Source organism: Streptomyces sp. NBC_01006, from assembly GCF_045162725.1.
Classification (GTDB): Bacteria; Actinomycetota; Actinomycetes; order Streptomycetales; family Streptomycetaceae; genus Streptomyces.
Genome location: NZ_CP108700.1, coordinates 1,130,032 through 1,151,872 on the forward strand (window position 1 = coordinate 1,130,032; position 21,841 = coordinate 1,151,872).

General features: G+C 74.6%; 17 protein-coding genes. 8 read left to right on the forward strand and 9 right to left on the reverse strand.

What is annotated here, in order from left to right; genetic code table 11:
- Positions 1-55: 55 nt before the first annotated feature.
- Positions 56-1,129, reverse strand: coding sequence for a DUF2330 domain-containing protein (locus OG509_RS05035; protein ID WP_406180452.1), 1,074 nt, complete (start codon positions 1,127-1,129; stop codon positions 56-58).
- A 117-nt stretch (positions 1,130-1,246) separates the two neighbouring features.
- On the opposite strand from OG509_RS05035, the gene OG509_RS05040 reads away from it, so the two are divergent.
- Positions 1,247-1,729 carry a hypothetical protein gene (locus OG509_RS05040; protein ID WP_406180454.1) on the forward strand — a complete coding sequence of 161 codons (483 nt, stop codon included), beginning with the start codon at positions 1,247-1,249 and terminating at the stop codon, positions 1,727-1,729.
- Here OG509_RS05040 and OG509_RS05045 read toward each other — a convergent pair.
- Genes OG509_RS05045 through OG509_RS05065 form a run of 5 tightly spaced genes read right to left on the reverse strand, consistent with a single transcriptional unit; the run spans position 1,687 to position 6,521 of the window.
- Entirely contained in the window at positions 1,687-2,397 is a 711-nt protein-coding gene (locus tag OG509_RS05045) for an HAD family hydrolase (RefSeq protein WP_406180456.1), read from the reverse strand. The genes OG509_RS05040 and OG509_RS05045 overlap by 43 nt on opposite strands.
- Complete coding sequence (locus OG509_RS05050; protein ID WP_406180458.1) at positions 2,394-3,494, reverse strand: ABC transporter ATP-binding protein; 1,101 nt, start codon at positions 3,492-3,494, stop codon at positions 2,394-2,396. Before OG509_RS05050 ends, OG509_RS05045 begins: the two co-directional genes overlap by 4 nt.
- A 5-nt stretch (positions 3,495-3,499) precedes the next feature.
- Positions 3,500-4,450 (reverse strand): ABC transporter permease, encoded by a 951-nt coding sequence (locus OG509_RS05055; RefSeq protein WP_406187471.1) that lies wholly within the window; start codon positions 4,448-4,450, stop codon positions 3,500-3,502.
- Entirely contained in the window at positions 4,447-5,358 is a 912-nt protein-coding gene (locus OG509_RS05060) for an ABC transporter permease (protein WP_385587686.1), read from the reverse strand. The genes OG509_RS05055 and OG509_RS05060 overlap by 4 nt, the downstream gene beginning before the upstream one ends.
- Complete coding sequence (locus OG509_RS05065) at positions 5,358-6,521, reverse strand: ABC transporter substrate-binding protein (protein ID WP_406180460.1); 1,164 nt, start codon at positions 6,519-6,521, stop codon at positions 5,358-5,360. The genes OG509_RS05060 and OG509_RS05065 overlap by 1 nt, the downstream gene beginning before the upstream one ends.
- Positions 6,522-6,775: 254 nt before the next feature.
- Between OG509_RS05065 and OG509_RS05070 the strand changes: the two genes are divergently transcribed.
- Positions 6,776-7,522 (forward strand): GntR family transcriptional regulator, encoded by a 747-nt coding sequence (locus OG509_RS05070; protein WP_406180462.1) that lies wholly within the window; start codon positions 6,776-6,778, stop codon positions 7,520-7,522.
- 4 nt (positions 7,523-7,526) lie between these two features.
- On the opposite strand, the gene OG509_RS05075 is transcribed toward OG509_RS05070, so the two are convergent.
- On the reverse strand, positions 7,527-8,378 hold the full coding sequence (locus OG509_RS05075; protein WP_406180464.1) for a reductase: 852 nt from the start codon (positions 8,376-8,378) through the stop codon (positions 7,527-7,529).
- Positions 8,379-8,449: 71 nt separating this feature from the next.
- On the opposite strand from OG509_RS05075, the gene OG509_RS05080 reads away from it, so the two are divergent.
- Together OG509_RS05080 and OG509_RS05085 are read left to right on the forward strand one after the other, a co-directional pair.
- Positions 8,450-9,334, forward strand: a complete 885-nt coding sequence (locus tag OG509_RS05080; protein ID WP_406180466.1) for a LysR family transcriptional regulator — start codon at positions 8,450-8,452, stop codon at positions 9,332-9,334.
- Positions 9,331-10,893 (forward strand): DsbA family protein, encoded by a 1,563-nt coding sequence (locus tag OG509_RS05085; RefSeq protein WP_406180468.1) that lies wholly within the window; start codon positions 9,331-9,333, stop codon positions 10,891-10,893. Before OG509_RS05080 ends, OG509_RS05085 begins: the two co-directional genes overlap by 4 nt.
- Here the strand turns inward: OG509_RS05085 and OG509_RS05090 are convergent.
- Entirely contained in the window at positions 10,882-11,595 is a 714-nt protein-coding gene (locus OG509_RS05090) for an ABC transporter ATP-binding protein (RefSeq protein WP_406180470.1), read from the reverse strand. The genes OG509_RS05085 and OG509_RS05090 overlap by 12 nt on opposite strands.
- Positions 11,596-11,792: 197 nt before the next feature.
- On the opposite strand from OG509_RS05090, the gene OG509_RS05095 reads away from it, so the two are divergent.
- The 4 genes from OG509_RS05095 (at position 11,793) to OG509_RS05110 (ending at position 20,583) form a co-directional block, all read left to right on the forward strand.
- Positions 11,793-15,086, forward strand: coding sequence for an FtsX-like permease family protein (locus tag OG509_RS05095; RefSeq protein ID WP_406180471.1), 3,294 nt, complete (start codon positions 11,793-11,795; stop codon positions 15,084-15,086).
- Positions 15,083-17,893 (forward strand): FtsX-like permease family protein, encoded by a 2,811-nt coding sequence (locus OG509_RS05100; RefSeq protein ID WP_406180472.1) that lies wholly within the window; start codon positions 15,083-15,085, stop codon positions 17,891-17,893. Before OG509_RS05095 ends, OG509_RS05100 begins: the two co-directional genes overlap by 4 nt.
- Positions 17,890-18,867, forward strand: coding sequence for an ABC transporter ATP-binding protein (locus tag OG509_RS05105; RefSeq protein ID WP_406180473.1), 978 nt, complete (start codon positions 17,890-17,892; stop codon positions 18,865-18,867). The genes OG509_RS05100 and OG509_RS05105 overlap by 4 nt, the downstream gene beginning before the upstream one ends.
- Before the next feature lie 144 nt (positions 18,868-19,011).
- Positions 19,012-20,583 carry a condensation domain-containing protein gene (locus OG509_RS05110; RefSeq protein WP_406180475.1) on the forward strand — a complete coding sequence of 524 codons (1,572 nt, stop codon included), beginning with the start codon at positions 19,012-19,014 and terminating at the stop codon, positions 20,581-20,583.
- Positions 20,584-20,602: 19 nt separating this feature from the next.
- On the opposite strand, the gene OG509_RS05115 is transcribed toward OG509_RS05110, so the two are convergent.
- On the reverse strand, positions 20,603-21,823 hold the full coding sequence (locus tag OG509_RS05115) for an RNA polymerase sigma factor (protein ID WP_406180477.1): 1,221 nt from the start codon (positions 21,821-21,823) through the stop codon (positions 20,603-20,605).
- Positions 21,824-21,841 lie beyond the last annotated feature (18 nt).

Genomic DNA, 21,841 nt, shown 5'->3' on the forward strand with positions numbered 1-21,841 from the left:
GCCGGCAACGCCCGCCGGCCCGGGATCCCGACGGTCCCGGGCCGGCGGGCGGGCGTCAGGCGCTCGCGGTACGGGACCTGCGGCGGCGGAGGGTGAACGCGGTCGCCGCGGTCACCGCGAGCGCGAAGAGGACGGCCGCGAGGGTCAGCAGCCAGGCCGGGATCCCGCCGACGGTGATCAGTTCCCCTTGGTAGATCACCTTGCGGTACGGGGTGTCAGCGGCCGTGGCGCGCAGTTCGTGGTCCCCGTCGATGCGGCCCGGCTCCGGGAACTCCTGGTCGATCGCCGTCAGGAACGCCGGCTTGCCGCCGGTCAGCGCGGCGAGGCCGCCCTCCGGGGTGACCTCGCCGGCGAAGGTGACCTTCGGCTCGGCGCCGCCGATGGCGGAGGCGGGCTCCATCCGGTGGTCGGCCAGGATGTAGAGGCCGAGCGACTGCGGGGTCTTGGCCAGCCGGGACAGCCGCATCGGGTAGACCAGCCGGTCGCTGTCGAAGCGGATCTTCAGCGGGTCGAGGGTGCCCGTGAGGGGCTTGCCCTGCTGGCGGGGGGCGAGGCGTACGGCGACGTACTCCCACTTCTGGTCGACGTAGGGCTTCAGTTCGGCGGCGAGCCCGTCGGGCAGCTTGAAGCCGTTGGCCTCCAGCCAGTTGCGCAGCGCGTCGGGGTCGGTCGCGGTCAGGCGCGCGACGTCGAAGTCGCCGAGCTGCTCACGGCCGACGACGCCGACCGCGGGAGCACCGGGCAGTGCGGCTCCCACGGAGTCGCCATTGGTGGAGGAGAACGGCCAGTCGTGGTCGCGCGGCCAGAAGTAGCCGCGGGTCTTGTACTCGGGCCGGGTCAACCAGGTCAGCTGGCGGAACATCTCCCCGTCGCCCAGCTCCACCGTCGCCCGTCCCGGCACCGGCATGATCCAGGCCGCCCGCGGGGCGTCCCCGCGGACGACGAACCGCATCACGATCTGTTCCGTACGGCCGTCGAAGCGCACGACGGATGTCTCACGTTCGACGCCGATCCGGGCGTATCCCTCGGGGATCATCGCCCCGCAGCCGCATGCGTACGCCGGGCTGATCAGGGATCCCAACTGCGTCGCGAGAAGGGCCAGCAGCAGGGCCGCAATTCTTCGTTTCATCCACACGGGGTCTCAGACGAAGGCCCCGGTGATCCGGTTCCGGCCGGGCGGTCACAGGACCGTTCCGACTGGCGGAACCCCCTGGTCAGGGCGGTTCCCGATCTCCATACTGCTCGCATGAGAGGGACGGACAGCACGCCGCGCAGCAGCCCCCTGGTGCCCGACGCGGTGGGGGCGGAGATCGGCCGCCACGCCTGGGAGACGGTCACCTGTGGCTGCGGCCGCGGCGCGGGGCATCTCGTGGACACAATGTGGGCGGCGGCCGAGGGACATCCGGCCGCCTTCCGCGCGCTGGAGGGCCACGCCTTCCTGTCCGGCCGCCTGCACCCGCCCGCTCCGGCGGTGTGCGGGGTGCTGATGGCCGTCTGGTCGGCGGGCCCGCCGCGGCTGGCCACCCGCGAGGCGCTGCTGTGGACCCTGCTGTCCCTGCTCGGCACCGAGGACGACGGGTCCTCGCACGAGGCCGGGCTGTACGGGCAGTGCGCGGCGTTCGTCCGCGCCGGTCTGCCCTCGCTGCGCCACGCGGCGGCCACCGCTCCGGGCTCCGTGTCCGCCGCCTACGTGGACGGCGTCGTGGAGCTGCTCGGCCTGGGCTGCTGAGGCGGGACGCTCCCGGCGGCGCCGAGGCAGCTCCGCAGCAGCTGCGGAGTGACGTCCTCCAGGGACCGCGCGAAGGTGCGTACGGGCGAGGCCGGCACGTCCAGCAGCGACGGGACCACCAGTACCCGGCAGCCGGCGGCCTCCGCGGAGGCCGCGCCGTCCGGCGAGTCCTCCACCGCCACGCAGTCCCGTACGTCGGCGCCGAGCCGCTCGGCGGCGCTCCGGTACGGGTCCGGGTGCGGCTTGGTCCGGTCCGTGTCGTCGGCGGACAGCGTGAACGCGAACGGGACGTGGGCCAGCGAACCGCCGACGACCGAGTCGACGACCAGCCGCGGCGAGGCGCTGACGAGGGCGAAGGGCACGCCCTGCGCTTCGAGCGCGGTCAGCAGCCGCTGGGCGCCGGGCCGCATCGGCGCCCCGGCCTCCACCCGGCCGAAGAAGTCCGCGGTCAGGGCCCGCGCCACCTCGGACGGGTCTCCCCCTCCCGAGACCCGTACGAGGTGGGCGGCGGTGTCCTCGACGGCGCGCCCGACGACCTCGGGGGCGTCCGCGTCGGTGAGTTCGTGGCCGAGGCCCTGCGCGACCTGCTCGGTGGAGCGCCACCACAGCACCTCGGTGTCGACCAGGGTGCCGTCCATGTCGAACAGGACGGCCGCGAGGCCGTTCACGCGGACCGGGCCACGACGAGGACCGGGCGCTCGGCCAGGCCGACGGCGGCCCGCGCACCCGGCGCCAGCTCGCCCGCGTCCCGCGAGGGCAGGTCCGCCTTGACGGAGGTGCCGCCGGGCAGGTCGAGGTGGAGCCGGGTCACCGCGCCGAAGAAGGACGCGGAGACGACGGTGGCCGTGCCCTCGGGGTCGGCGGTCGCGGTGACGTTCTCGGGCCGGACCAGCACCTCCACCTCCCGGGTCGCCGTCGGGACCGGGCCGTCGACGGGCAGCCGGGTGCCGGCCACCTCCACCAGGCCGGAGTCGGTGAGCCGCCCGGGCAGCCGGTTCATGGTGCCGACGAACTCGGCGACGAACGGCGTCGCGGGGCGCTCGTACAGCTCGGCGGGGGCCGCGCACTGCTCCAGGCGGCCGGCGTTCAGGACGGCGACCCGGTCGGCCATCGACAGCGCCTCCTCCTGGTCGTGCGTGACGAACACGGTGGTGATGCCGAGGGAGAGCTGGAGCCGGCGGATCTCGTCGCGCAGGTTGGCCCGGACCTTGGCGTCGAGCGCGGAGAGCGGCTCGTCGAGCAGCAGGACGCGGGGGCGCAGCGCCAGGGCGCGGGCGAGGGCCACGCGCTGCTGCTGGCCGCCGGACATCTGGTGCGGGTAGCGGTCGCCGTGCTCCGGCAGGCCGACCAGGTCGAGGAGTTCGGCGGCGCGCTCGCGGCGCTGGGCCGCGCCGACCTTGCGTACGCGAAGGCCGAAGGCCACGTTGTCGCGGGCGCTGAGGTTCGGGAAGAGGCTGTACGACTGGAAGACCATCCCGGCGTCGCGCCGGTTGGCCGGTACGCGGGTGATGTCCTGGCCGTCGACCAGGACTTCACCGGAGTCGGGCTGCTCGAAGCCCGCGACCACGCGCAGCGCGGTGGTCTTTCCGCAGCCCGACGGGCCGAGCAGGGCGACGAGTTCGCCCGGCTCGATGGTCAGGTCGAGCCCGTCGAGGGCGACGGTCGAGCCGAACGCCCGCCGCAGACCGCGGAATTCGACGCGCGCGCCCGGCGCGGAGTCGGTTGACTCCTCGGGCTTCCTGGCCGCGGGAAGGGTGGTGGACATGGAGGTCAGGACTCCTTGCGGGAGGTGGAGGACGTACTGGGGGCGGAGGACACCGTGGCGGGGTTGGTCCCGGCCCGCGAGAGGACGAGCAGCAGCATCCACGTGATGAGGAGGCTGAGGATGGAGACGGCGACCGACATCCGGGCGTGGGCGCCGGAGATCGTGACGATCCACACGGCGAAGGGCCTGAAGCCCAGCAGGGAGGCGATGGTGAACTCGCCGAGGACCAGCGCCAGGGTGAGGAAGGCGGCTCCGGCCAGCGAGGCCCGCAGGTTGGGCAGGAGCACGCGCAGGACCACGTACGGCCAGCTCGCGCCGCAGCTGCGGGCGGCCTCGACCAGCGTCGGCACGTCGATGGCGCGCAGGCCCGCGTCGAGCGAGCGGTAGACGAACGGCAGCGCCAGCACGGTGTAGGCGAGGACCAGGACGACGGGGAACTGCTCGTTCTGCACGGCCAGGAAGGTCTGGTAGAGCGGTGTCCGCGACAGGTGCTCGGGGCCCCAGCGCAGCACGGTGGTGATACCGGTGACCAGCGCGATCGGCGGGACCACCAGCGGCAGCATGCACATCACCTCCACGACCGGGCGCAGCCGCGGCGAGCCGAGGCGTACGGCGACCAGCGCGGGCACGGCGAGCAGCAGTGAGGTCGCGATGGTGGCGGCGGCCAGGCCGAGGGAGAGCAGCATGCTCTCGGTGAACCCGTCTGCGGCGAGGAGCTGGGTGTACGCCTCGAAGCTGATGCCCTGGCCGGGCACGTGCACGGTGAAGACGAACGAGGCCAGGAGCGGGACGAGGAAGTACGCGCCGGCCAGCAGGAGTACGGCTCCGCGCCAGACGCGGGGACGGGGGCGGCGGCGCGGGGCGCGGGCCTGCGCCGTGATGCCGGCCGGCGCCGCCCCGGTGTCCGGGGCGGTGTCCCCGGTGTCCGAGGCGGTCGGTGCGGGCGTCGGGGTCATCGCAGCCATCGGGCGCTCCGTCGCTGGAGGGGCAGGTAGACCGCCATGACGAGGCCGGCGATCAGGATCATGTCGAGGCCGAGGGCGAGCGCCACGTTCTCCTGTCCGGTCAGCACGTTGCCGGACAGCGCGTCGGCGATCTTGAGCGTGACCAGCGGTACGGAGCCGCCGACCAGGGCCGCGGCCGTGGCGTGCGCGGCGAAGGCGGTGCCGAAGAGCAGCACGAACCCGCCCAGCAGGGAGGGCGCCAGGACCGGCAGTCCGACGTGGCGCCAGAACTGCCATCCGGTGGCCCCGTTGTTCTGGGCGGCTTCGCGCCACTGCGGGCGCAGTCCGTCCAGCGCCGGGGCGATCACGAGCACCATGAGCGGGATCAGGAAGTACAGGTAGACCACGGTCAGGCCGGTGAAGGAGTACAGGTTCCAGCCGAATCCGGTGAGATCGGCGAGCTGGGTGACGACCCCGGAGATGCCGACGGTGGCGATGAACGCGAATGCGAGCGGCACGCCGCCGAAGTTGGCGAGTACGCCGGATGCGGTCAGCGCTGCGCTGCGCAGGGCCTGCGACCGGGAGGTGACCACGGCCTGCGCGATCAGGACCCCGAGCACCCCGCCGATGAGGGCGGTGAGGGCGGAGAGCTGGACGCTGCCGATGAGCGAGTCGAGGTACGGGCCCTGGAGCGAGCGCGAGAGGTGCTCGCCGGTCAGCCGGGTGGCGCCGGTCGACGGGTCGGTGCGGGTGACCGCGCCGAACGCGATGGCGCCGAGCGGGATGCCGAAGCAGAGCCCGGTGAAGGCGAGGAGCGGGAGGGCGGCCAGCCAGGTGCGCGGGCCGCGCCGCCGGCGGCGGCTGGTGGTGCTGCCGCCGGCGGTCCCCTCCGGGTGGGAGGTGGGGGTGGAGGGGGACATCAGGAGAGGGCCTTGTCCCACTTCTCGGCGAGGGTGGCCTTGGCCTTGTCCAGCTCCGCGGAGGCGGGGAAGGCCGGGGTGCCCTGGGTCTGCGGGAGCTTGGCGGCGGCGTCCTTGTCGACGGTGCCGTCCTGGGTCATGACCGGGAGCAGGACCGCGCGGGCGTGGCCCTTGAGGTAAAGGTTCTGGCCCTCGGCGCTGTACAGGAACTCCATCCACAGGCGGGCGGCCGCCGGGTTCGGGGCCTCCTTGTTGACGGCCTGCGAGTAGTACTGGGCGTAGACGCCGTCGGTGGGAACGGCGACCTTCCAGTCGACGCCCTTGCCCTTGAACTGCTCGGCGTAGCCGGCGTTCAGGTAGTCCCAGTCGATGGAGATGGGCGTCTCGCCCTTCTCGACGGTGGCCGGGGTGGACTCGACCGGGATGAAGTTGCCGCTCTTGCGCAGCTGGCCGAAGTAGTCGATGCCGGGCTGGATGTCGGCGAAGGAGCCCTTGTTGGCGAGGGCGGCCGCGTAGACGCCGCCGAAGGCGGAGCCGGACTTGGTCGGGTTGCCGTTGAGCGCGACCTTGCCCTTGTACTCGGGCTTCAGCAGGTCCGCGAAGGTGGTCGGGCAGTTCGGGATCTTGGCCGCGTCGCAGCCGATGGAGACGTAGCCGCCGTAGTCGTTGTACCAGCGGGCGTCGGCGTCCTTCTGGCCGGCCGGGATCTTGTCCCAGGCGGTGACCTTGTACGGGGCGAACAGGTTCTCGCCGGCGCCGCTGCGCGCGAAGGCGATGCCGAGGTCCATGACGTCGGGGGCGCGGTCCTGGCCCTTGCGGGACTTCACGGCGGCGATCTCGTCGGCGCTGGAGGCGTCCGGGTTCTCGCTGCTGACCTTGATCTTGTACTTGGCCTCGAAGGCCTTGATGATCTCGCCGTAGTTCGCCCAGTCCGGCGGCAGCGCGATGACGTTGAGCTTGCCTTCCTTCTGGGCGGCCGCGACGAGGGCGTCCATGCCGCCGAGGTCGGCCGCCGAGGTGGCAGCGCCCGGCTGGACCTTGGACTTGCCGTCACCGGTGGTACCGGCGGCCTTGTCCGGAGCGGCGCCACACGCGCTGAGCGTGGTGAGGACGGCGGCGCTGAGCAGTACGGCTGCACCACGGCGAGCGGAGGAACTGAGCACGGTCTCTCCCGGAGACGGGTTCCTGACGGGGGTCGACTTGTCTGAACAAGTTGGCTCCAGTTCGCCCGGCCTCGCTATACGGAAGATGAACGGGGGCTGGACCGCGGGGCACGGCTCGACGAAGAGACGAGAATGACCGAAAGAAGCCGTGACAGGGAGCGCCCAATGATCTTCAACGCCTAGGTTGGGGGGACCGTCGACAGACGCGGGATACGGTCGACGGCGAGGTCGACAGATGGGGGGCGGAGTACCCGATGGGCACGATCCGGTATCTGGAGATCGCCGACGCGCTGCGCACGGCGATCCTCTCCGGCGAGTACGCGGTGGGCGCCCAGCTGCCCTCGGAGAGCGATCTGGCCGCCCGCTGGTCCGCCTCGCGCGGAACCGTCCGGCAGGCGGTGGCCACGCTCGCCGCGGAGGGGCTCATCGGCTCCCGGCAGGGCGCCCGGAGGATCGTTCTGCGCCACGAGCGTCGGCACAGCTTCGGCGAGCTGAACAGCTTCGCCCAGTGGGCCGAGGGGCTCGGCCAGGAGGTCACCAGCCGCTTCCTGTCCCGGGTCCGCCGGCCCGCGACCGCCGAGGAGGCGGAGCGGCTCGCGCTCGCGCCGGACACCGCGATCCTGGCCGTGGTACGGCTGCGGCTGCTCGACGGGGAGCCCACCATGGTGGAGCGGACCGCGTACGCCGACTGGGTCGCGGCCGCGGTCGAGGCGCTGCCGGACGACGTCCGCTCGGTGATGGACAGCCTCGCGAACGGCTCCGGAATCGTCGCCCACTACGGCGAGCACCTCATCGACGCCCTGCCGGCCGGCAGCGAGGACGCACGGCTGCTGGAGATCCGGCGCGGGAGCCCGCTGCTGCGCCAGCGGCATGTCTCGGCCACCGCGACGGGTCGCCCGATCGAGTGGACCGATGACCGCTACCGCGCCGGCAGCGTCACTTTCAGTGTGAGCAACTCGGCGGTAACCACTCCCCTGGAGCGCCGTACGGGCGAGGGCTGACGGCTCAGAGCGCGAGCGCGGCGGCCGCTTCGTCGACCGCCCCGGGCAGCCAGTCGGCGACCCGGCCGAAGCGGTAACCCAGGCCTTCCGCCCGGCTGTTGTCGATTGCGTAGTCGCGGTCGAAGGAGAACGGCGAGGCGGGGGCGCCCGGTTCGACGATCCGCAGGCGGGCGGGGCGGCCGACCCGCTCGGCGACCAGCGCGCACAGCCCGAGGACGTCCAGCGCCCCGTGGGAGGCGGCGTCGACGGCGCCGGTGAAGGGCTGCCCGGCCGTCCACTGCAGGAACCGGGCGATCTCGTGGTGGTGGACGAACGAGGTGGCGTACGGGGCTTCGTGGACGTCCACCGGGGTTCCGGCGGCGATCCGCCCTACGTAGTGCGCGAGGCGCCCGGTGAACTCCTGCGGGCCGCCGCCGAGCACGTGCGCGGTCCTTACGGCCGTGAAGGCGAACGGGCTGCCGCCTTCGCCCGCGCCCGCGCCGCCGAGAACGGCCTCGGCTCCGCGCTTGCCCTCGGCGTAGGCGCGGGCCTCGGGGGTGGGCGGCGCCGGGTCGTGGACCTCCATCGTCGAGGTCATCACGTACCGCGCGGTCCGGCCGGCGAAGACCCGGCGGGCGACGGCGGCCTGGAGGGGCGTGTAGCAGACCTGGTCGACGACGGTGTCGAAGGTGCGCCCGCCCAGGGCGGCGAGCAGCCGCCCTTCGTCGTCGCGGTCGGCGACGAGGCGGCCGATGCCGGGCGGCGGGGCGGCGGAGCCGCGGTTGAGGACGGTGACCTCGTCGCCCGCGTCGCGCAGGAGGCTGACCAGGTGCTTTCCGAAGTACCGGCTTCCGCCGATCACGAGAATCTTCTGCATGGGTTCGACTGTGCCGCTGTATCGTCCCCAGCAGAACCGATCACTTGCTGAACGGGTATGAAGGAAAACTGATGATCGATGTGCAGCGACTGCGGATCCTGCGGGCCGTCTCCGAGCACGGCAGCTTCAACAAGGCGGCCCGGGCCCTGCTGCTGACCCCCTCGGCCGTCTCGCAGCACATCGCCTCGCTGGAGCGGAGCCTGGGCCACCCGGTGGCGGTGCGCAGCACCCGCGGGGTCACCCTGACCGAGCCGGGGCGGCTGCTGGTGGAGGCGGCGGAGACGATCTCCGCCGAGCTGGACCAGGTCCGCCACGAGATCGACCGGCTGACGGCGGACCGGCCCCGGCTGACGGTGGCCACCTTCACCAGCGGCGGCCGGCGGCTGCTGCCCGCGGCGCTGGCCGAGTTCGTGGCCGCGCATCCCGAGGTGGAGCTGACCGTACGGGAGGCCGAACCGGAGGCCGCGGTGCCCATGGTGCGCGGCGGACAGGCCGATCTCGCCCTGGCCTACCACTTCGACGGTCCGCTGCCCCTGCGGGGCGGGCTGGACTGGACACCGCTGATGGACGACCCGCTGTGGCTGGCCCTGCCGCACGAGCACCGGCTCGCCGGCCGGGACTCACTCGCCCTGACCGAACTCGGCGCCGAGCGCTGGGTGTTGGGCTGTCTGAAGACGGAGGCCTATCTGCGCCGGTACGCGGCGCTCGCGGGCTTCGACCTGCGGGTGGCGGCCTCCACCACCGACTACTTCTTCGCGCAGACCCTGGTCGCCGCGGGCGTCGGCGTCGCGCTGATCCCGCACGTGTCGCTGGCCCCGGAGACCTCGGTCACCCTCGTACGGGTCGAACCGCCGCGCCCCGCCCGGCACATCGGCGTGGTCACTCCCCGCCATCGGCGCCCCCACCCGCACACCGAAGCCCTGACCGCGGCCCTGGCCGAGGCGGCGAGCCGATGACGTCCCACCTCCTCCCCGGACTCGCGGCCAACCCCGCGCTGCCAGCGGAGCTGCTCGACCGGCTGATCGGGCGTGCGGCCTCGGACCCGGAACTCGCCGATGCGCTGGGCGAGCGCACGGACCTGGGGCCCGCCCGGGCGGCCGCGGTGGCCGCGCACGACGAACACGCCGCGATCCGCCTCGCCCACGCGGGCCTGCTGACCGCCGCGGATGCGGATGTGGACCCTACCGACCGCCCCTCGGTGGCCCTGGCCCTGCTGGACGAGGGCGCCGGCCCGCCCGCGTGGGCCCGGCTGCTGGCGGCCCATCCGGACCGGAGGACCCGCGAGGCCCTGACCTCCCGACCCGGTCTGCCGCTCGACGTACTGGACACACTGGCCGCCGATCCCGAGATCGGGGTGGTCGCGGAGCTGGCTCTGTGGACGTCCGAGCCGTCGGTCGCCGCCCGGCTCGCCGCGCATCCGCATGCCGAGGTGCGCAGAGGGGCCGCGGCCAACGAGATGACCCCGCCCTCCGCGCTGGCCGCGCTGATCACTGGCGAAGGACTGGCCCCGGCGCGCTCGTGCCTGGTCTGCGACCGCGAGGAGATCCCGTTCACGCACGATCCGTACTGCCCCCGGACGGACTGCGAGCTGCTCGGCGGCGCCGCCTGCGCGGGCGGGCACGAATCGACCGTGCACGACACGTTGCGGCAGGCCGCGCGGAACCCGGCCACGCCGGTGGCGGCCGCGGCCTCCCTCGCCGGTCATCCCTCCATGTTGATCCGCTGGGCGCTGGCCGAACGGACGGATCTCCCCCAGGAGTTGTACGCACGGCTCGCCGTGGACCCGGTCCCGGCGGTGCGCTCGGAGGTGGCCGGGAATCCGGCGATCGGCGAACCGCTGATCCGCTCCCTCGCGGCCGGCGGCGCGGACGGCGTCGCGGCCGACCTGGCCCGCAATCCGCGGGTGCCGCTCGACGTGCTCGCGCACCTGGCCGGCGTGACCCGGATCGGGCCGGTCCTGCTGCCGCGGATCGCCACCGCATCGCCCGCCGAGCTCGCCGGAGCGGCCGCGTCGGCGGATGCGCGCGTACGCAGGCTCGTGGGCGAACGGCGAGACCTGGCACCGGAGTTGCGCGACGCCCTCGCCGCCGACCCGGATGCGTCGGTGGCCAGGGCCGTCGCCCCGCATCCGGGTCTGTCCGAGGAGTCGCTGCGCGCGATGGTCGCGCGGCACGGCGCACGGGTCCTCGCGCGGGTGGCGGCCAACCCGGACGCCCCGCCGGCCCTGCTGGAGGACCTGGCCCGGCACGATCCGCCGGTGCGACGCGCCCTCCGCGAGATCGCCCGGAACCCGCGCGCGACGGCCGCGGCGCTGCTGCCCTGCCTCGCCGACGAGCGGGCCCGTCCGCTCGCCGCCCGGCACCCGGCGCTGGCCCCGGCGGTCCTCGTCGGCCTGCTCGCGGACGCCGATCCCGAGGTGGCGGGGGCGGCGGCCGCCAACCCGGCGCTGCCGTTAGACGTGATGGTGGCGCTGCTCGCGGAGGGTCCGGGGGTGGAGGGCCGGTCAGGCGTCTGAGTCCTCGACGATCCGGCCGTCGCGCAGCTCCACCACGCGGTCCGCGAGTTCGATCAGGGCCGGGTCGTGGGTGGCGACCAGGGCCGTGACTCCCTCGCTGCGGACCACCGCGCGCAGCAGCTGCATGATCGAGCGGCCCGTCTCGGAGTCGAGCTGGCCGGTGGGTTCGTCGGCGATGATCAGGGCCGGCTCGTTGGCCAGGGCGCGGGCCACGGCGACCCGCTGCTGCTGGCCGCCGGAGAGCTCGCCGGGCCGCTGCTCGGCGTGCTCGGCGAGGCCGACCAGCGCGAGGAGGGTGCGGGCGCGCTCCTCGCGCTGCTTCGCCGGGATCTTCCGCATCCGCATCGGGACGCCGACGTTCTCGACCGCGGTCAGGACGGGGAGCAGCCCGAAGGACTGGAACACGAACCCGATCCGGTCGCGGCGCAGCGCGAGCAGCCCCTGTTCGTCCAGCCCTGCGAGATCGGTGCCGTCGAGTACGACGCTGCCGCCGGTCGGGGTGTCGAGGCCGCCGACCAGGTTCAGCAGGGTCGTCTTGCCGGAGCCGGAGCGGCCCTTGAGGGCGGTGAGCCGGCCGCGTTCGACCTCGAAGGACACCCCGCGCAGGGCGTGCACCTCACGCTCGCCGCTGCCGAAACTGCGGTGCAGGCCTTCGGCCACGACCATGGGCGTCGCCGCCGTGTCGACCTGTTTCTGCGTCATGGTGTGGACTCCCCCTGGAATCGGCCGGCGATCGCCGATGCGGTCAACGCAATCGCCTCAATCGCCCTCAATCACTTCGTTTCGAATTTGTTCATCCGCCCCACCCTTCGCGCAAGCCCCTTCCGTCGCGCGTTCGAATCTGACAGCATCGTCCGCTATCCGGTGCCAACGGTCCGGATGGGGGAGGAAAACGGCACATGCTCGGCTTCGTCGTGCGTCGGCTGCGCGGGCGAGTGCCGCTCGCCGCCGCCGTGCTGCTGACCGTACTGATCACCACGACCGTGCTGACCGCACTGTCCGCGTTCACCCGCGGCGTGGGCGAGGCCGGGCTGCGCCAGGCCCTGCAGGGTCCGGACCGGGCCCGGACCACCGTCCTGGTCACCGGCGAGCACGCGGCGGCCGACCGCGGCAAGGACGACGAGGCCGTACGGGCCTTCGCCGACGAGCTGTTCGGCCGGCTGCCCGTCGCCGTCGAGAGCGTGGCGCGCAGCCGTTCGTACGGGCTCCCCGGCGCGCGCACCCCCGGCCGGGACGCCGACCTGACCCTGCTCGCCGCCTTCGGCCACCAGAACGTACGCCTGCTCGCCGGCCAGTGGCCCGAGCCGGTCGGCGCCCCCGGCGGCCGGATACCGGTGGCCGTCCCCCGGGCGGCGCTGACCCGGCTCGGGCTGAGCCCCGAGGCGCTGCCCGCCGAGGTGCGGCTCGACGACCGGTACGGCGGCGCCCCGCTGACCGTGCTGGTCACCGGGGTGTACCGGGCGGCCGACCCCGACGCGCCCTACTGGCGGCTCGACCCGCTCGGCGGCCGGGAACTCCAGGTCGGCAGCTTCACCACGTACGGCCCGCTGCTCGTGGACGACACCGCCTTCACCGCGGGCGGGCTGGTGCAGAACAACCGCGGCTCGCTCCTCACCCCGGACCTCGCCACCACCCACAGCTCCGACGCCGAGGCGATCCGCGACCGTACGGCCGCGGCCGCCGAAGCGCTGAAACGCACCAAGTCCCTCCAGGCCAAGACCGAACTGCCGGAATTCCTCGGCGAATTGGCCTCGGCCCAGCTGGTCGCCCGGTCGACCCTGCTCATCGGCGCACTACAGCTCGCCGTCCTCGCCGGCGCCGCCCTGCTGCTCGTGGCACACCTCCTGACGGAGCGCCAGGAGGGCGAGCGGGTGCTGCTCGCCGCGCGCGGGGCGTCCCGCCGCCGCCTCGGCGCGCTCAGCGCGGCCGAGGCGCTGCTGCTCGCCCTGCCCGCCGCCGTCCTCGCGCCGCTGCTCACCCCGCCGCTGCTGCGCCTGCTCGGCGGGTTCGGCCCGCTCGCGCGGGTGCCGTTCAACACCGCCGGGACCTGGCTGCTGTGGCCGGTCGCGGCCGCCTGCGCCCTGGCCTGCGTACTGCTGGCCGCGCTGCCCGCCGTACTGCGCGGCGTAGCGGCCGCGGCCCTGCGCCGCAGCGGACGCCGCCAGGCCCTGGTGGCCGGGGCCGCCCGCTCGGGCGCCGACCTGGCGCTGCTGGCACTGGCCGCCCTCGCCTACCAGCAGTTGTCCCGGCAGAGCGGGGACGGGCTCACGGCCGGTCCGGCGGCCGACGGCGGACGGATCGGCGTGGACCCGGTGCTGGTGGCCGCGCCGACGCTGGCCCTGTGCGCGGGCACGCTGCTGGTGCTGCGGCTGCTGCCGTTCGCCGCGCGGCTGGGCGGGCGGATCGCCGCCCGGGGCCGCGGGCTCGGTCCGGCGCTCGTGGGCTGGCAGCTCGCCCGCCGGCCGGGGCGGGCCACGGGGCCCGTGCTGCTGCTCGTACTCGCCGTCTCCAGCGGGGTCCTGGCCCTCGGCCAGCACGCGGCCTGGTCCGCTTCCCAGCGCGACCAGGCCGAGTTCGCCACCGCCGGGGGGCTGCGGATCTCCGGCAGCGACCTCGCCGCGATGGGCCAGGCCGGCCGGTACGCGGCGCTGCCCGGCGGCGAAGGAGTGATCCCGGTGATCCGCAAGCCCCAGGAGCTGCCGGGCGGGCGGGCCGCTCAGGTGCTCGCGCTCGACGCGGCCGGAGTGGCCGAACGGGTGCCGCTGCGCGCCGACTTGCGCGACGGGCGCGGTATGCGGGAACTGTTCGCACCCCTGTCGGCGCCGGCCTCCCCCGGCGCGGGCGGCATCGCCCTGCCCGGGAAACCGCAGCGCATCGACCTCGACGTGGAGCTGCGGGGGTCCGGCGGTGACAGCGGTCATCCCGGGATCGGGCTGCTGGTGCGCGACCGGTTCGGGCTGACCTACCGGACGCCGATGGTCCAGCTGCCCGCGACCGGGGCGGCCACCGCCTCGGTGGACCTCGGCGCGCTGACCGGCGCCCCGCTCGGTTCCGCCGCGGCTCCGCTGACCCTGGCCGGGATCGCGGTCTCGTACGGCTCGGGCGAGGAGGGCTTCGGTTCGGACACGGGTGAACCGGCGGCCACCGGTGCGGAGTTGGCCGTACGTCGGCTGGCCGTGGCCGAGACCGCGGCCGGCCGGGCCGAACCGGTGACGGTCGCGACCGGCGCGGGCGCGTGGACGCTTTCCGCACCCGCGCTCACCGACGGCTCCGCCGCCGCGGAGCTGCTGCCGGGAGCACAGGACGGCTCGGAGCCGCTGCGGCTGCGCTACCGGGGCGGCCGCGAGGCCAAGGCCGGGATCCAGCTGGCGCTGGCGCCGCCCGGTGCGCAGAGCGCGGCCGAGGTACCGGGGATCGCCACCCGCGCCTACCTCGCCGGGGTCGGCGCGGCCGTCGGCGACTTGGTCCCCGTACCGCTGGGCGGCGTATCGGTGCCGGTACGGATCACGGCCGCGATCGGCTCGCTGCCCGTGGCCGGGGACACCGCGCTCGCCGTCGATCTGGGCTCCGTGGGGCGCCTGTTGGCGGCGGGCGGGGCACGCGAACTGCCCGCGCCCACCGAGTGGTGGCTGCCCGCGAAGTCCGCCGCAGACACCGCGCCGGCCCGCGCCGCCGCCGAACTGCGGGCCGGCGCCGGGGTGCAGCAAGTACGACTGCGTGAGGAGGTCGCCGCCGGGATGCTGGACGACCCTCTGAGCGCCGGCCCGCAGAGCGCGCTGGCCGCCCTCGCCGCGGCCTGCGCGGTGCTGGCGGCGATCGGCTTCGCGGCCTCCGCGGCGGCCGGCGCCCGGGAACGGGCCCGGGAGTCGGCGGTCCTGCTGGCGCTCGGGTCGCCCGGGCGCACCCTGGCCCGGACGGCGGCCGCCGAGAGCTGCCTGCTGGTAGGGCTCGGCTGCGCCGTCGGGGTCGGGCTGGGCGCCGCGATCGTCCATCTGGTGGTGCCGCTGGTGGTGCTGACGTCCGCCGCGCGCCGTCCGGTGCCGCAGGTGATCGTCGACCTGCCGAACGGCACGACGCTGCTGCTGACCGTCGCGATCGCGGCGGTGCCGCTGCTGTCGGCGGTGCTCGGCGGCCGCCGCGACCGGAACGTCTCGAACGCGGCCGCCCGGCTGCGGCACGTGGAGGAGCTGTGACCAGGCCCGCAGACACCCCGGACAGCGCGCAGGACGGCGCACCGGACGGCCCGCCGGAAGCCCGGTCCGCAGCCCCATCCGGGGCCCCGTCCGAGGTCCGGCCCGCGCCGTGGGTGCGCACCCGGTTGCGGTCGGCGCCGTCGAGCGCCCTGCTCGCCGCGGCGCTCGCCTTCGTCGCCGTACTGCTCGCGGCCGCCCTGCCGCGCGCCCTGGACCGGGGCGCCGATCAGGCCCTGCGCTCGTTCCTGGCCGACCGCGGCCCCGCAGCGACGAGCCTGCTCGCCACCTCCACCGCCCGGTACGGCAAGCAGTCCCCCGAGAACCTGGACTCCGTACGGGACGCACTGCTCGCCCATACCGGCGACGGCTTCGCCATCGCCCCCTCCGGAACGGTCCACGGCACCCAGGCCGCCAAGGGGCGCAGCCTCGCCAACCCCGAACTGCCGCACCCCGACGGCGTCCAGCCCCGCCTGGACCTGCTGTACCTGCGGGACGCGGCCGCGCACGCCCAGCTGGTGGACGGACGCTGGCCGAGCGGCGGCGCCCCCGACGGGCCCGTACCGGTCGCGCTGTCCCAGCAGGCCGCGCAGACCCTGGGCGTCCGGGTCGGCACCGTGCTGGAGACCGTCGCGAACAGCTCCGACCCGATGAGCGCCGAGGTGGTCGGCCTCTACCGGGCCACCGACGAGGCCGATGCCTTCTGGACCGGGCTGCCCTGTCTCACCCGCGCCTGCGAGAGCTACACCCCCACCGTTCCTCCGCAGCGGTTCTGGCAGACCGCCGCCCTCGTCGGGTCCGACGGGCTCGACCGGCTCTCGCCGTGGGGCGAGAGCGCCGAGGACTTCTGGCGGCTCCCGGTGGACACCGGCCGGCTCCGCGCCGACCTGCTGCCCGGCGTCGCCCGGGAGGTCGCCGCGTACGTGGGCGGCCCGACCGCCTCCGCCCTGCGCAGTACGACGCAGCGCAGCGACCTGCGGATCACCTCCCGGCTGCCGGACCTGTTCAAGCAGGCCGAGGCCCGGCAGCAGGCGGTCGAGCCGCTCGCCGCGATCGGCCCGGCGGGGGTCGCCGGGGTGGCGGCCGTGGTGTTCTGCCTGGCCGCCGCCCTGACCGGGGACCGGCGGGAGTCGGAGCTGCGGCTGCTGCTGGCCCGCGGCGGCTCGCCGCGCGGCATCGTCGGCCGGCTGCTCGGCGAGGGGGCCGTGACCGTCCTGCCCGCCTCCGCGGCGGCGACCGTACTCGCGCTGTGGCTGCTGCCGACTCCGCGGTGGACCGCCGCCCTCCTCGCGGCCGCCTCCGTCACGCTGCTGGCGCTGCTGGCGTTTCCGGTACGGTCCGCCGTGCTGCTGTCCGCGCGGCGCCGCGGGCCGGCCCCGCGCCGCAGGCTGGTCGCCGAGCTGCTGGTCGTCGCCACCACCGCGGCGGCCGTGTTCGAAGTCCGCCGGCGCGGCGTCGCGCCGGCCGGTGACGGCCTGGATCCGCTGCTGGTCGCCGCTCCGCTGCTGCTCGCGCTGTGCGGCGGCCTGGTACTGGCCCGGCTCCAGCCCGTCCTGGTGGGGGCACTGGCCCGGGCGGCCGGCCGGCGGCCCGGCCTGGTCGGCTTCCTCGGCCTGGCCCGCGCCGCCCGGGGCACCGGCGGCCGGGCGCGCCCCTCGGTGCTGCCGCTGATCGCCCTGCTGCTGGCCGTCACCACGGGCGGGTTCGGGGCCACGGTGCTGGACTCGGTGGACACCGGCCGGCTGCGGGTGGCCCGCCTGGCCGTCGGCGGCGACGTCCAGATCGCGGCGCCGTACGGGGGCGCCCTGCCCCCGGCGATGGCGGAGGCCGCCGCCGCCCTGCCCGGCGTACGGACCTCGGTCGGGGTGTGGACGGACGACCGGGCGTTCGTGTTCGGCACCGTCCAGGGCTCCACCCAGGTCACGGTGGTCGTCGCCGAGCCGGTGGCGTACGCGGAACTGGCGAGGACCGTGGGACGGGGGCAGTTCGACCCGGCCCTGCTCTCGGGCAAGGGCGGCGGCTCCGCCGACGCCCCGGTGCCGGCGCTGTTCAGCAGCGACCTGGCCAAGCTGGCGGCGTCCGGTACCTACCGGCTGTCGCTCGGCGACGGCGGCGAACTGCAGATCGGCTCCGTCGGCGTGGTCGAGGGGACCCCGGCCAAGCCCGGGGCGGGCGGCGCCGTGGTCGTCCTGCCGGCCGGGCCGACCACCGCGCGGCTGCCCAAGACGGGCCACCCCGACCGCTGGTTGGCGGCCGGGGAGGTCGACGGGGACCGGGTGCGCGAGGCGGTCCGGGCAACCGCCCCGGCGGGGACCGCCGGGCGGTTCACCGTCCGGACCAGCGCCGCCACGGCCGCCGAGCTCGGCAGCGACCCGCTCCAGCGGTCGGCGGTCCGGCTGTTCTGGGCCTCCGTGGCCGGGGCCGCGGGGTTCGCGCTGCTGGCCGTACTGCTCACGCTGGTACGGGCGGCGCCCGAACGCGCCGCGCTGCTGGCGCGGTTGCGCACGATGGGGCTGCGGCCCCGGGACGGCATCCGGCTGATCCTGACGGAGGCCCTGCCGCAGGCGCTGACCGCCACCCTCGGCGGGGCACTCGTCGCGGCGGCGGCCGTCGCCCTGCTGGGGCCGGCCATGGACCTGTCCGCCCTGGTCGGCTCGACCGTGCCCACGGGGCTCCGCCTGACGGCGCCGCCCGTGCTGACCCAGGCACTGGGGCTGGCCTTCCTGGTCACCGTGGCCGTGCTCGCCGAGGCCGCGATATCCGGACGGCGCCAGATCACCACCGAGTTGAGAGCGGGAGACCAGCGTTGAACAGCGACCAGCCGACCTACGAAGAGCTGCGCCGGCAGGCCGTGGCCGCCGCCGGACCGCGCACCCGGCGGGCCGACACCGCCATCGCCTGCGACCGCCTGGTCCGCATCTTCAGCGCCGACGGGGTCGAGGTGCAGGCCCTGCAGGGCCTGGAACTGACCGTGGAGCGGGGTGACCTGGTCGCTCTGGTCGGTGCGTCCGGCAGTGGCAAGTCCACCCTGCTGAACATCCTGGCCGGGCTGGACGTCCCCACGGCCGGTTCGGCCACCGTCGAGGGCTTCGACCTGCTCGGGATGGGGGCGAAGGACCGGCTGCGCTACCGGCGCGAGGCGGTGGGCTTCGTCTGGCAGCAGACCGCCCGCAACCTCCTGCCGTTCCTGACGGCAGCTCAGAACATCGCTCTGCCGATGCAGTTGAGGGGTCGGCGCGGGCGCGGCGCGGCGGGCCGGCAGGCAGAGCGGGTCGCCCGTCTCCTGGAGGCGCTGGAGATCGCCGATCTCGCGCACCGGCGTCCCGCCGAACTCTCCGGCGGCCAGCAGCAGCGGGTGGCCATCGCCGTGGCCATGGCCAACGACCCGGCGGTCCTGCTGGCGGACGAGCCCACCGGCGAGCTCGACTCCGAGACGGGCGCGGCGATCTTCGAGGCGTTCCGCACCGTCAACCGGGAGCTCGGCGCCACCGTGGTCATCGTGACGCACGACCCGCTCGTGGCGGGCGAGGTCCGCCGTACGGTGGCGATCCGCGACGGCCGCACCAGCAGCGAGGTGCTGCGCCGCACGGTCACGGACGAGCACGGCGCGGAGTCGGTGAGCGAGCGCGAGTACGTGATGCTGGACCGGACCGGCCGCGTGCAGCTCCCGCACAAGTTCCTGGAGGCGCTGGGCATGGAACACCGCGTGGCGGTGGACCTGGCCGCGGACCACATCGAGGTCCGCCCCGACACGGCGGAGGATCCGGACGTCCGGAGTGCATGACCCGCCGTTCCGGCGCCCCCGGCCGGGGGACGAGCCGCGGCCCGCGCGATGTCACGACCGGTGAGCGAACTGGTGGGCGTCACTTCCGCGGGGCGGGTGTCGTTAGGGCCTCGGGGTTGACTCTGGGGGCGAAGGGATGACGGAATGCGGCAGTTTCCTCTGGAGATGCACCAGATGGCACCCGGACGGGTCGTCGAGTGGCGGTTGCGGTCCACGGCCGGGGCGCCGGCGGACACCGGCGGTACGGGCGACGCGCCGGGCGACGCGCTGGGTGACACGGCGGGTGACACGGCGGGCAGGAGGGCTTCGTTCAACCAGGACAAGCACTTCACCGTCGCCGAGGAGAGCCGCGGCGCCGACGATCCCGTCGCGTCCTGGATCGCGGTCACCTTCGAGGTCAAGGGCGCGCTGGTGGAGGACGCCCTGACCCGGGCCCTGCTGGCCTTCGTACGCCGGCACGAGGTGCTGCGGTGCGAATTCCGCCGCCTGGCGGGCGAGTTGGCGTGCGAGCCGATCGCCGCCGCCGAACTCGCCCTCGACACCGCGCCCGTGGCCGAGTTCGACTCCTCCGAGGACCTGCGCGGCTTTCTCGCCGACCGGTTCAAGCGCAGCATCGACACGCTGTCCTGGCCGCTGTTCACCATGGGCGCCGTCCTGCGCGAGGACTCCGCGACCGTCTACCTGGCCTTCGATCACATCGTCTGCGACGGCCTGTCGATGCCGATCGTCGTCCACGAGGTGCAGAACGCGTACGAGGCTCTGTGCCGAGGCGAGGAGATCGATCTGCCGCCCGCGCCGAGCTACCTGGACTTCGCCGAGGAGCAGCGGCGCCGCTACCTCTCCATCGCCGCCGATGACGAACGCCTCGGCTACTGGAAGTCGTTCATGGCGCGCGGCGGCGAGTTCTTCCCCCGCTTCCCGCTCGAACTCGGGGTGGAGCCGGGCCGGATGTACCCGATCGTCAACGAGGCCTCGCCGCTGCTGGACGCGGGCGAGGCCGAGGTGTTCGAGAAGGCCTGCCGTGCGGTGGACGGCAAGCCGTTCATGGGGGTCCTGGCGGCCGTCGCGGTCTGTCTGCGCGAGGCCGGCGGGCCGGGCGTGTACCGGGGTTTCATGCCGGTCAGCGAGCGCGGCCGGGCCGGCTGGGCCAACTCGGTGGGCTGGTTCGTCAACACCATGCCCATCGAGTTCGACGCCTCGCCGGGCCGGGACTTCGCCCAGGTCATGGCGGCGGTCAGGGCCGGTTTCGGCGAGATGATGGAGCACATCGACGTGCCGTTCGTACGGGCCTGGCAGCTGCTGGCGCCCGCCGAGTTCGCCGCCCGCTCCTGGCCCTACCCGGTGAACTTCTTCTCGTACATCGACGTCCGCAAGTGTCCCGGCGCCGAGCGGCACGAGGACTGGCGGCCGACCTCGCACGTGTGGTCGGCGCGGGCCAACGGTGCCTGCTCCTGGTTCCAGCGGGACGCCGACGGTCTGCACATGAACTCGATCTACGTGGACACGGCCGCCGCGCGCCGCACCATGGACGACTTCCAGGAGGCGCTGCGCGCGACGGTCCGGGAGATCGCCCGGCACGGCTCGTTCCGCCGCCCGGTCGCGCTGACCGCTCCGCGCCGCCCCGTCGGCACGCCGCTCGGCGCGGCGGCACCGCTCGGCGCGGCAGCGCTCCCGAACGACACGGCCCCGTACGCCCCGTACACCCGCCGCTCCTGACGACGCCGGCCGCCCGTGTTCACGCGCGGGCGGCACGCCCCAGCAGCAGGGCCCGTTCCCGTGCGTTGTGCGTGAGCGAGGCGGCGCGTTCGAACTCCGCCCGGGCCTCCTCCCTGCGGCCGAGCCGCTCCAGCAGGTCGCCCCGTACGCTCGGCAGCAGGTGGTAGGAGCGCAGGGCCGGTTCCCCTGCCAGGGCGTCGACCAGCGGGAGCGCGGCCTCCGGGCCCTCGGCCATCGAGACGGCGACCGCCCGGTTGAGTTCCACGACCGGTGAGGGGACCAGCTCGACGAGCCGCCCGTAGAGGATGGCGATCGTCGCCCAGTCCGTGTCCTCGTAGCGCACGGCCTCCGCGTGGCAGCCGGCGATCGCCGCCTGCACGGAGTACGGACCGCTCCCGGCGTACTGCATGGCCAGGGCGCCCCGGCGGATCAGCAGCCGGTTCCACTTGGACCGGTTCTGGTCGGCGAGCAGCACCGGCTCGCCGTCGGGGCCGGTACGGGCGGAGATCCGGGAGGCCTGGAACTCCAGCAGCGCCGCCAGCCCGTGCACCTCGGGCTCCTTGGGCATCAGGCCGGCCAGTACCCGGGCCAGCCGCAGGGCGTCCTCGCACAGGGCGGGGCGCACGAGGTCGTCACCTGCGGTCGCCGAGTAACCCTCGTTGAAGATCAGGTAGATGACCTCCAGGACCGAGGCGAGCCGCTCCTCGCGGTCGGCTCCGTACGGGACTTCGAAGGGCACCCCCGCCTTGGCCAGGGCCCGCTTCGCCCGGACGATGCGCTGGGCGACGGTGGGCTCCGAGGTGAGGAAGGCGCGGGCGATCTCCTGCGTGGTCAGCCCGCCCATCAGGCGCAGGGTGAGCGCGATCCGGGCCTCGGTGGCCAGGACGGGATGGCAGGCGGTGAAGATCAGCCGCAGCAGGTCGTCGTCGATGTCGTCCGGGGCCGCCGGCTCGGCGGGCGGTGGTACGTCCTCCAGGGTCCGGCCGACCTCGGCGAGCTTGCGGGCGTAGGTCTCCTTGCGGCGCACGAGGTCGATCGCGCGGTGTTTGGCCGTGGCCATGAGCCAGGCGCCCGGCTTGTCCGGGACACCCGACTCCGGCCACTGTTCCAGGGCGGCGACCAGCGCGTCCTGGGCGATCTCCTCGGCGATGCCGACGTCGCGCACGATGCGCGCGACACCGGCGATGATCCGCGCCGACTCGATCCGGAACACCGCTTCGACCGCCTGGGTCGCACTCACTGCCGTCACGGCCACCCA

What these genes read in the sequence shown, in the direction of transcription:
- OG509_RS05035 (WP_406180452.1), bottom strand. Translation starts at nt 1,129, where the DNA reads ATGAAACGAAGAATTGCGGCCCTGCTGCTGGCCCTTCTCGCGACGCAG.
- OG509_RS05040 (WP_406180454.1), top strand. Translation starts at nt 1,247, where the DNA reads ATGAGAGGGACGGACAGCACGCCGCGCAGCAGCCCCCTGGTGCCCGAC.
- OG509_RS05050 (WP_406180458.1), bottom strand. Translation starts at nt 3,494, where the DNA reads ATGTCCACCACCCTTCCCGCGGCCAGGAAGCCCGAGGAGTCAACCGAC.
- OG509_RS05055 (WP_406187471.1), bottom strand. Translation starts at nt 4,450, where the DNA reads ATGACCCCGACGCCCGCACCGACCGCCTCGGACACCGGGGACACCGCC.
- OG509_RS05060 (WP_385587686.1), bottom strand. Translation starts at nt 5,358, where the DNA reads ATGTCCCCCTCCACCCCCACCTCCCACCCGGAGGGGACCGCCGGCGGC.
- OG509_RS05070 (WP_406180462.1), top strand. Translation starts at nt 6,776, where the DNA reads ATGGGCACGATCCGGTATCTGGAGATCGCCGACGCGCTGCGCACGGCG.
- OG509_RS05075 (WP_406180464.1), bottom strand. Translation starts at nt 8,378, where the DNA reads ATGCAGAAGATTCTCGTGATCGGCGGAAGCCGGTACTTCGGAAAGCAC.
- OG509_RS05080 (WP_406180466.1), top strand. Translation starts at nt 8,450, where the DNA reads ATGATCGATGTGCAGCGACTGCGGATCCTGCGGGCCGTCTCCGAGCAC.
- OG509_RS05085 (WP_406180468.1), top strand. Translation starts at nt 9,331, where the DNA reads ATGACGTCCCACCTCCTCCCCGGACTCGCGGCCAACCCCGCGCTGCCA.
- OG509_RS05090 (WP_406180470.1), bottom strand. Translation starts at nt 11,595, where the DNA reads ATGACGCAGAAACAGGTCGACACGGCGGCGACGCCCATGGTCGTGGCC.
- OG509_RS05095 (WP_406180471.1), top strand. Translation starts at nt 11,793, where the DNA reads ATGCTCGGCTTCGTCGTGCGTCGGCTGCGCGGGCGAGTGCCGCTCGCC.
- OG509_RS05110 (WP_406180475.1), top strand. Translation starts at nt 19,012, where the DNA reads ATGCGGCAGTTTCCTCTGGAGATGCACCAGATGGCACCCGGACGGGTC.